The organism is Staphylococcus kloosii, from assembly GCF_032139365.1.
Taxonomy (GTDB): domain Bacteria; phylum Bacillota; class Bacilli; order Staphylococcales; family Staphylococcaceae; genus Staphylococcus; species Staphylococcus kloosii_A.
This window is the reverse complement of the sequence record NZ_JAVTDB010000070.1, coordinates 1-10,022: the sequence shown is the minus strand read 5'-3', so window position 1 is coordinate 10,022 and position 10,022 is coordinate 1. Positions and strand designations below refer to the sequence as shown.

Annotated in this window: 8 protein-coding genes, 1 tRNA gene and 1 other RNA gene; all 10 read left to right on the top strand. The window is 35.6% G+C overall.

The genetic code is table 11. From position 1 onward, the window contains the following. Nucleotides 1–2: 2 nt before the first annotated feature. Nucleotides 3–1,466: a glutamate synthase subunit beta gene (locus tag RPL90_RS09135; protein ID WP_313548017.1), complete on the top strand. Its 1,464-nt coding sequence runs from the start codon at nt 3–5 to the stop codon at nt 1,464–1,466. A 61-nt stretch (nt 1,467–1,527) separates the two neighbouring features. Further along, nucleotides 1,528–1,620: transfer RNA gene (locus tag RPL90_RS09130), tRNA-Ser, on the top strand. Between the two features lie 188 nt (nt 1,621–1,808). Next, on the top strand, nt 1,809–3,236 hold the full coding sequence (gene treP / locus RPL90_RS09125) for a PTS system trehalose-specific EIIBC component (protein WP_313548015.1): 1,428 nt from the start codon (nt 1,809–1,811) through the stop codon (nt 3,234–3,236). Between the two features lie 83 nt (nt 3,237–3,319). After that, a complete protein-coding gene (treC, locus tag RPL90_RS09120) occupies nt 3,320–4,954 on the top strand; it encodes an alpha,alpha-phosphotrehalase (protein WP_313548013.1) in 1,635 nt (544 codons plus the stop codon). A 20-nt stretch (nt 4,955–4,974) separates the two neighbouring features. Then, on the top strand, nt 4,975–5,700 hold the full coding sequence (gene treR, locus RPL90_RS09115; protein WP_313548010.1) for a trehalose operon repressor: 726 nt from the start codon (nt 4,975–4,977) through the stop codon (nt 5,698–5,700). A gap of 103 nt (nt 5,701–5,803) precedes the next feature. Next, nucleotides 5,804–6,072: signal recognition particle sRNA large type (gene ffs, locus RPL90_RS09110), an RNA gene on the top strand. 288 nt (nt 6,073–6,360) lie between these two features. Next, the gene (locus tag RPL90_RS09105; protein ID WP_313548008.1) at nt 6,361–6,885 is read left to right on the top strand and encodes a GNAT family N-acetyltransferase; all 525 of its coding nucleotides are present in this window, start codon (nt 6,361–6,363) and stop codon (nt 6,883–6,885) included. 59 nt (nt 6,886–6,944) lie between these two features. Next, nucleotides 6,945–8,666: a DNA polymerase III subunit gamma/tau gene (gene dnaX / locus RPL90_RS09100; protein ID WP_313548005.1), complete on the top strand. Its 1,722-nt coding sequence runs from the start codon at nt 6,945–6,947 to the stop codon at nt 8,664–8,666. An 86-nt stretch (nt 8,667–8,752) separates the two neighbouring features. Continuing rightward, nucleotides 8,753–9,070 carry a YbaB/EbfC family nucleoid-associated protein gene (locus RPL90_RS09095; RefSeq protein ID WP_195721563.1) on the top strand — a complete coding sequence of 106 codons (318 nt, stop codon included), beginning with the start codon at nt 8,753–8,755 and terminating at the stop codon, nt 9,068–9,070. A 4-nt stretch (nt 9,071–9,074) separates the two neighbouring features. Beyond that, entirely contained in the window at nt 9,075–9,671 is a 597-nt protein-coding gene (gene recR, locus RPL90_RS09090; protein ID WP_048794399.1) for a recombination mediator RecR, read from the top strand. Nucleotides 9,672–10,022 lie beyond the last annotated feature (351 nt).

Here is a 10,022-nt window from a genome sequence, read left to right as displayed (position 1 = left end):
GCATGGGTGAATTCAAAGGCTTTATGAATTATGATAAACAACAACTCGATGAATTATCACTAGTTGAACGTTTAAAAAATCACTCTGCATTCCAGCAGCGCTTCACACGTGAAGAAGCATCTATACAAGGTGCACGTTGTATGGATTGTGGTACACCATTCTGTCAAACGGGTGAACCATTTGGCCGTGAAACGATTGGTTGTCCGATTGGCAACTATATTCCTGAATGGAATGATTTGGTATATAGAAAAGATTTCAAAGCGGCGTATGAACGTTTAATGGAAACAAATAATTTTCCAGAATTCACAGGATATGTTTGTCCAGCACCATGTGAACAATCATGTGTGATGAAAATTAATCGTGAATCAGTAGCCATTAAAGGTATAGAGCGAACAATTATTGATGAAGCTTATGAAAACGGCTGGGTACAACCAACTATTCCTGAAGTTCGTAAGGATGAAAAAGTAGCAATAGTTGGTAGTGGTCCAGCTGGGCTAACTGCTGCTGATGAATTAAATAAATTAGGTTATAGCGTGACAGTTTATGAACGTGCCCAAGAAGCGGGCGGTCTACTAATGTACGGTATCCCTAATATGAAATTAGATAAAGAAGTCGTACGTAGAAGAATTAGCGTTATGGAAGAATCAGGCATCGAGTTTCAAACGGGCATAGAAATTGGTGTTGATATTTCAAAAGAAGCATTAGAAGAATCTTACGATGCAATTATTTTATGTACGGGTTCTCAAAACGCGCGTGATTTACCTTTAGAAGGTCGCATGGGACAAGGTATTCACTTTGCGATGGATTATTTAACAGAACAAGCGGAATATTTAAATGGTGAAATTGACGAAACAACAATTACTGCAGAAGGTAAAAATGTCATCGTTATCGGTGCAGGTGATACAGGTGCCGATTGCGTTGCCACTGCATTAAGAGAAAATTGTAAATCAATTGTACAATTCAATAAATATACAAAACAACCTGAAGAAATTGAATTTGAGACTAATGAACATTGGCCATTAGCAATGCCGGTATTCAAAATGGATTATGCTCATAAAGAATATGAAGCTAAATTTGGTATAGAGCCAAGAGCTTACGGTGTGCAAACAATGCGTTATGACGTTGATCATATTGGTAACGTCAAAGGTGTTTATACTCAAATTTTACAGGAAACTGAAGAAGGTATGGTCGTAGTAGACGGTACTGAACGTCATTGGCCGGCAGATTTAGTATTACTATCAATTGGTTTCGTAGGTACAGAAACTACAGTGCCTCATGCATTTGATATTCAAACTGAACGTAATAAAATTGTTGCAGATAATAAAGACTTTAAAACGAATCAATCTAAAATATTTGCAGCGGGTGATGCAAGAAGAGGTCAAAGTTTAGTTGTTTGGGCAATTCAAGAAGGAAGAGCTGTAGCCGATTCGGTAGATAGTTTCTTGAAGGCTAAGGCGGCAGTTTAATAATAAGTTTTTTTATTGACTTTTAAAACGAGCTATAATAATATTATTGTTGTGTTCGTTTGGAGGAATACCCAAGTCCGGCTGAAGGGATCGGTCTTGAAAACCGACAGGGGCTTAACGGCCCGCGGGGGTTCGAATCCCTCTTCCTCCGCCATTAATAAATAATCCAAGACTAATAGATACAAAAGGCAAGTATTCAAATTATTGAATGCTTGCCTTTTTTATGCGTTTGACAAATACAAGCCAATAAAATGCTGTTTTCTAAGCATTTATGTAAGCCTTTACACAACTTGTCTATACATGTATAATTTCATTAAGATACAAAGATGGGAGTGGATTATCTTGGCTGTAAAAAGAAAAGATGTTCAGGATATCGTTGCAGCAATTGGGGGAAAAGAAAATGTCGACACAGCCACGCACTGTGTTACGCGTTTGCGTATCGTGTTGAAAGATGACGATAAGGTAGATAAGGATAAATTAAGCGAGAACGATTTAGTGAAAGGTCAATTTAAAGCGGATAACCAATATCAAATAGTTATTGGTCCTGGTACAGTCGATGAGGTGTATAAGCAATTTATCGAAGAAACGGGCTCGTCTGAAGCATCTAAAGATGATGCCAAAATAGCAGCGGCGCAAAAGGGGAATGCGCTACAAAGGTTAATCAAATTATTGGGTGATATATTTATACCGATTTTACCAGCTATCGTGACTGCTGGTTTACTTTTAGGAATTAATAACTTATTAACGATGGAGAATTTATTCGGGCCAGATCCATTAGTGAAACAATTCCCACAACTTGGAGATTTCTCGGATATCATTAACGTGATTGCAAATACTGCATTTACTTTTTTACCAGCACTTGTTGGTTGGAGTAGTATGCGTGTGTTTGGTGGGAGTCAAATACTTGGTTTGGTATTAGGTTTAATACTAATGAATCCTCAATTAGTACCACAATCTGATATTGCTAAAGGCCATATCCCAACATGGAATATTTTCGGCTTACACATTAAACAATTAAACTACCAAGGGCAAGTATTACCAATATTACTTGCGACATATGTGTTAGCACAAATTGAAAAATTCCTTAATAAACGCGTGTTAGATTCTATTAAAATGCTTGTTGTAGGGCCTGTATCATTATTAATTACAGGATTTTTAGCATTTATTATCATAGGACCAGTAGCATTATGGATTGGTACTGGTATAACAAACGGCGTTACATTTGTCTTTGAACATGCTGGTTGGTTAGGCGGTGCGATTTACGGATTATTCTACGCACCATTAGTTATTACAGGACTGCATCACATGTTCTTAGCTGTAGACTTCCAATTAATGGGCAGTCATTTACAAGGCACCTACTTATGGCCAATCGTTGCAATCTCTAATATTTGTCAGGGTTCAGCTGCATTTGGTGCTTGGTATGTCTATAAAAAACGTAAAATGGTTAAAGAACAAGGTCTAGCTGTAACTTCAGGTATTTCTGGTTTCTTAGGCGTAACAGAGCCGGCAATGTTTGGGGTCAACTTACCTTTGAAATATCCGTTTCTAGCATCTATTATAACTTCTTGTGTATTAGGAGCGATTATCGGTGCGAGTGGCGTACTTGGTAAAGTTGGTGTTGGTGGTGTACCTGCATTTATCTCGATTCAAAAAGAATTCTGGGGCGTATATTTAGTTTGTACAATACTAGCCATCATCGTACCATTTGTTTTAACAATCATCTTATCTAGATTCAGTAAAGAAGAAACGAAAGAATTGGTAGAAGAGTAATAAAGACTGTACAACAACAAATAAACTCGCTATGTTGATTTAGCGAGTTTATTTTTCATAAAAGAGTAAAGGTGGAATGAATCATGGCACTAAATGATTGGAAAAAGTCCGTAGTTTATCAAATTTATCCTAAGTCTTTTAATGATACAACTGGGAACGGAGAAGGCGACATTAACGGTATAATTGAAAAACTGGATTATTTACAATTTCTAGGTATAGATTACTTATGGTTAACGCCAGTATATGAATCACCGATGAATGATAATGGTTATGATATTAGTGATTATTATAAAATTAACGACCAATTTGGGAATATTGATGATTTGAAAATGTTAATTGAACAAGCCCATCAACGTGACTTGAAAATTATGTTAGATATAGTCATTAACCATACTTCAACAAAGCATGAATGGTTTAAACAAGCTTATTCAAGCGTCGATAACCCTTATAGAGATTATTATTTCTTTAGACGTGCTGCTAATGATGTACCACCTACTAACTGGGAGTCTAAATTCGGTGGTAACGCATGGAAATATGATCCTGAAACTGAAACATATTATTTACATTTATTTGACGTAACGCAAGCGGATTTGAATTGGGATAATCCGCAAGTCAGAAGTGAACTTTACGATATTATCAATTATTGGATTGATTTTGGCGTGGATGGTTTCCGTTTTGATGTGATTAACCTTATTTCGAAAGGTGAGTTTAAAGACTCTGAAAAAATAGGGAAAGAGTTTTATACTGACGGGCCGCGTGTGCATGACTATTTACATGAAATGAATCGACATACTTTTGGTGATAAAGATATGATGACAGTCGGTGAGATGTCATCTACTACGATTGACCACTGTATTAAATATACGAATCCCGAACGACAAGAATTAAGTAGCGTCTTTAACTTCCACCATTTAAAAGTAGATTACGTTGATGGAGACAAATGGTCTAATGCGAAGTTAGACTTCCTGAAGCTCAAAGAAATATTAATGGAATGGCAGCTTGGTATCTATGAAGGTGAAGGATGGAACGCTATATTTTGGTGTAACCATGACCAACCACGTGTCGTTTCAAGATTCGGTGATGATACGACAGAAGATTTAAGAAGACGAAGTGGCAAAATGTTAGCGATCGCGTTGCATATGTTACAAGGAACACCGTATATTTACCAAGGCGAAGAAATAGGCATGACAGATCCACATTTTACTTCAATAGAACAATATCGAGATGTAGAATCGTTAAATGCATATAAAGCTATGCAAAATAAAGGTTATGATGAAACGGAAATTATAGAAATATTAGGTCAAAAATCACGAGATAATTCCAGAACACCAGTACAATGGACTAATGAACGTAATGCAGGATTTACTACTGGGGTACCATGGATAGAAATACCTAACAATTTCAACATAATAAATGTCGAAGCAGCCATTGCTGATAAAAATTCAATTTTATATGTATATAAAAAATTAATTGAATTAAGACATAAACACGATATTATTACGTATGGTAGTATAGAACCATTATATATGGAAGATGAACATTTATTTATCTATAAACGTCATTATAGTAGTGAAACTTGGCTTGTCATTACGAATTTTTCAAAATCAGCTACAACATTACCAAAAGATTTAAATGTCGAAGGCGATGTTGTACTGCAAAATGGCGAATGCAACAATGGCACTATAGAAGGATTTGGAGCGATAGTAATTGCTCAATAATAGGTAGAAGAGTTGAGGACATGGGAAAGAAAAAATTTGTTTTAATATATGAAGCATTAAAAACAGCTATTTTATCAGAAGAGCTAACGTACGGTGAACGTATTCCTTCTGAACACGACCTAGTAGAATATTATCAAGCTTCACGAGAAACTGTTAGAAAAGCACTTAACTTATTAGTTAGTGATGGTATGATACAGAAAATCAGAGGTAAGGGTTCAGTGGTGATTTATCAAAACATTACAGAGTTTCCGTTTGCTGACTTGATGAGCTTTAATGAAGTGAAAAATGATTTACAACTACAATATCAAACGAAGGTAATTAAATTTGAACAGATTAAAGCAGGAGCAGAGCCATACATCAAGGAACAACTAGGACTGACGGCCAACGCTGTATTATGGCATATAGTTAGATTGAGAATGTTAAATGGGAAAGTAAAAATTATTGATGAAGATTACCTTGTGGCTGACATGGTACCGGATATTACTATAGAAGATGCACAGTCATCAATTTATCATTATATAGAGGATGTATTGGAACTTGAAATTAGTTATTCCAATAAGACTATTACCTTTGAATCTTTTGGTGAATTAGAGTTTGAACAATTTGGAAATATAGAACCGCCCTATACTGCTACAGTTAGAGGGATTGTACATTTAAAAAATACTGAACGTTTTCAATACAATATATCAAAACATCTAGCTACTGAATTTAGATTCAATGATTTTTCACGTAGAAGAAAATTATAAATTGCTGTTTTGAGCGTTCAAAAGTTTGATAAGATAACAATTATTAATAAGTTCGGTCATATGTCTTGCAATGAAGTTGTAAATTATAGTATTATAAACTTTGCCGTGCTAGGTGGGGAGGTAGCGGTTCCCTGTACTCGAAAACCGCTTATGCGAGACTTAATTCCTTTGCTGAGGGTGTATTTTTGTGAAGCCAGCCCAAAGCACGTAGTGTTTGAAGATTTCGGTCTTATGCAATGTGAACCCATGAATCATGTCAGGTCCTGACGGAAGCAGCATTAAGTGGATTATCATATGTGCCGTAGGGTAGCCGAGATTTAGCTGTCGACTTTGGTAACGTTTATGAATTATATTCGATGCAAAGGTGCACGGTTTTAAATTTTAAAAATAATTAACTTACATAGATTGAGAAAGAGAGACAAAAATCTTATTTTTATAAGAAGTTTTTAGTCTCGCCCCGGCAAGGATGATTAGCGTTAAAAGTAGCTTGATACAAGCACATTATCAATTGAGTCATTCACTGCCCATATAAAAGTAGAGTCTGAAGACAATATGATGTCTCAGGCTCTACTTTTATATTATGGTAAAAAAATAGTTTGACGAGAATATTTGTGGAGAATAGTGTAATATTTACATAACGAAGACGATGGAGGGGCATCTATGCAAATATATCTGAGTACATTAACCGAAAATGATTATGAAACGAGTTTAGAAGCTATTGAAGCAGCATTTAAAAATGTTGAGATGTCAAATCACGATGAGCATCAACTTGTTAATAAGATTAGAAAATCTGAGACGTATAATTATGAATTGGAAGTTGTGGCTAAAAATGACGCGGGAGAAGTCATAGGACATGCGTTATTATCTGAAGTAACAATAGCAGATGAACACGATCAACATATTGCTTTAGCATTAGCTCCAGTATCTGTGATATCAGAATATCGTAACCAAGGGGTAGGAAAAGCGCTAATACAAGCAGTAGAAGAGCGAGCTAAAAACCATGGTTATGGGACGATTGTAGTGTTGGGTGACCCTGAGTATTACCAAGCATTAGGTTATGAGTGTGCTTATAACTATAAAATATACGCGCCCTTCGATGTTCCTAAAGCCTATTTTATGGTTAAATTTTTAACTCATGCTAACAGACCTTCTGGTAATGTGAATTACCCCGCTGCTTTTAATTGATAGTCACAATTCGAATGACAATGCTATAATGTGTATTGAATGTTATTGGAGGTGCGAGTGTGAATTACCAGGCTTTGTATAGAATGTTCAGACCTCAAGCGTTTAGTGATGTCGTAGGTCAAGAACATGTAACTAAAACTTTACGTAATGCAATTTCAAAAGGGAAGCAATCCCACGCATATATATTTAGCGGACCTCGTGGAACTGGTAAAACGAGTATTGCTAAGGTGTTTGCGAAGGCAATTAACTGTTTGAATAGTGAAAATGGGGAACCGTGTAACGAATGTGTGATATGCAAAGGAATCACGCAGGGGACTAATTCTGACATTATAGAAATTGATGCTGCAAGTAATAATGGTGTTGATGAAATAAGAAATATTAGGGACAAAGTAAAATATGCACCGAGCGAATCGAAATATAAGGTCTATATTATTGATGAAGTTCATATGCTTACTACAGGTGCATTTAACGCCTTATTAAAAACTTTAGAAGAACCACCAGCACACGCTATTTTTATTTTGGCGACTACAGAACCTCATAAAATACCTCCAACTATTATCTCAAGAGCGCAACGTTTTGATTTTAAATCTATTAATCATGATCAAATTGTGGAGAGGCTGAAGTTTGTAGCAGAAGAACAACAAATAGATTATGACGATGCAGCGCTTGATTTTGTAGCCAAAGCTTCAGAAGGTGGTATGCGTGATGCATTGAGTATTATGGATCAAGCTATTGCATTTGGAGATGATCATTTAACATTACAAGATGCATTGAATGTAACGGGTAGCGTTGATGACGAAGCGCTTAATAAATTGTTCGCACAAATTATAGATGGTGATGTGAAGTCGGCATTTAGCACATATCACCAGTTTGTAGCAGACGGTAAAGAAGTCAATCGTCTCATTAATGATATGATTTACTTCGTTAGAGATACCATTATGAATAAAACTGCAAATAACAATGCTGAATATGATGCATTAATGCATTTTGAATTAGAAACGTTGTATCAAATGATAGATATAATAAATGATACCTTAGTGTCGATTCGATTTAGCGTCAATCAAAACGTACATTTCGAAGTCTTATTGGTGAAATTATCTGAAATGGTGAAGGGAGAACCACAAACGATTCAAAATGTTGCTACAACAAGCGTAGCTTCTGAACCGAATAATGATGTCTTGCTACAACGTATGGAACAACTAGAAAATGAATTAAAGACTTTGAAAACACAAGGCGTTACTACACAAGCGGCGCAACCAACTAAACCACAACCAAGTAATAGAGGAAGTAAGTCTAAAAATATTTTTTCAATGCAACAAATTACTAAAGTGTTAGATAAAGCGAATAAAGAAGATATTAAATTGTTGAAAGACCACTGGGGAGAAGTCGTAGATCATGCTAAAAACAATGACATGAAATCATTAGTTAGCTTATTACAAAACTCTGAGCCTGTGGCTGCTAGTGAAACACATGTGTTAATCAAATTTGAAGAAGAGATTCATTGTGAAATCGTTAATAAGAATGATGAAAAGCGTGAAAATATCGAAAACGTCGTATGTAATATCATAGACAAGAGTGTTAATGTTGTTGGCGTACCATCCGATCAATGGATGAGAGTAAGATCGGAATACCTACAAAATAGAAAGTCTGCTGATGGAGTTACTTCTAATGATAGTAATGGCGAGACTCAACAAGTTAATGAAACAGAAGAAGTAGATGTAGTTCAAAAAGCGAAAGACTTATTTGGTGAAAATACAGTTAACGTTATTGATGAAGAGTGATACATGACAATAAATATAAAGGCATGTATAATATTAGCAAAGCATAATTTTAATAATATAAAGAATAACTAAGGAGGATTTACATTATGCGCGGTGGCGGAAATATGCAACAAATGATGAAACAAATGCAAAAAATGCAAAAGAAAATGGGCGAAGAGCAAGAGAAATTAAAAGAAGAACGCGTTGAAGGAACTGCAGGTGGCGGTATGGTTGCTGTAACAGTGACTGGTCACAAAGAAGTAGTAGACGTTGTTATTAAAGAAGAAGCGGTAGACCCTGACGACATTGAAATGTTACAAGATTTAGTGATTGCTGCTACTAATGAAGCGATGAACAAAGCTGATGAATTATCACAAGAGCGCTTAGGTAAGCACACTAAAGGCTTAAACATTCCTGGAATGTGATAACATGCAATATCCAGAACCTATTTCTAAACTGATTGACAGTTTCATGAAATTGCCAGGCATTGGACCGAAAACGGCACAACGTCTGGCATTTCACGTATTAGATATGAAAGAAGACGATGTCGTTCAATTTGCGAAAGCATTAGTAGATGTGAAACGTGAATTAACCTATTGTAGTGAATGCGGACATATAACAGAGCAAGACCCATGCTATATATGTCAGGATAAACAAAGAGATCGTTCTATTATCTGTGTAGTTGAAGACGATAAAGATGTTATTGCTATGGAAAAAATGCGAGAGTTCAAAGGATTGTATCATGTGCTTCATGGTTCAATATCTCCAATGGATGGAATTGGACCTGAAGATATTAATATCCCTTCCCTTATCAATCGTTTGAAAGATGAAGGCGTAAAAGAATTAATATTAGCAATGAATCCTAATTTAGAAGGCGAATCTACAGCAATGTATATTTCGCGTCTCGTTAAGCCAATAGGCATAACTGTAACTAGATTAGCGCAAGGCTTGTCAGTTGGCGGAGACTTAGAATACGCAGATGAAGTAACGCTATCAAAAGCTATTATGGGTAGAACTGAGATGTAAAGCTATCGCTGTGAAGCGGTGGCTTTATTTTTTTATAAAAAACTTTAAAAAAAGTTAAAGTTTGTAAATAAAGGGGTTACAAGGTTTGATGGAGGCGTTATTAGTAGGTTTTACGTTTTTAAACGAACGAAATAAAGTCGTATCATAATATTGTTCGGAAATTAGAGTATAACGAGGTCTGATTTGGGTAATTAGTGTAAATTTTACCGTTGTACATTCTTCGAAATGCCTGTATAGTATTTACTTGTCGAGCGAAACAAACGACGAACATTAAAAAACGATTTGAAAAACTTTTAAAAAGTTATTGACATTTAGTTAAAACTTCTGTAAAATTGTTTCTTGTCGGATTGA

Coding starts and splice junctions, on each gene's coding strand:
- RPL90_RS09095 (WP_195721563.1), top strand. CDS start 8,753: ATGCGCGGTGGCGGAAATATGCAACAAATGATGAAACAAATGCAAAAA.
- treC (WP_313548013.1), top strand. CDS start 3,320: ATGGCACTAAATGATTGGAAAAAGTCCGTAGTTTATCAAATTTATCCT.
- RPL90_RS09135 (WP_313548017.1), top strand. CDS start 3: ATGGGTGAATTCAAAGGCTTTATGAATTATGATAAACAACAACTCGAT.
- recR (WP_048794399.1), top strand. CDS start 9,075: ATGCAATATCCAGAACCTATTTCTAAACTGATTGACAGTTTCATGAAA.
- treR (WP_313548010.1), top strand. CDS start 4,975: ATGGGAAAGAAAAAATTTGTTTTAATATATGAAGCATTAAAAACAGCT.
- RPL90_RS09105 (WP_313548008.1), top strand. CDS start 6,361: ATGCAAATATATCTGAGTACATTAACCGAAAATGATTATGAAACGAGT.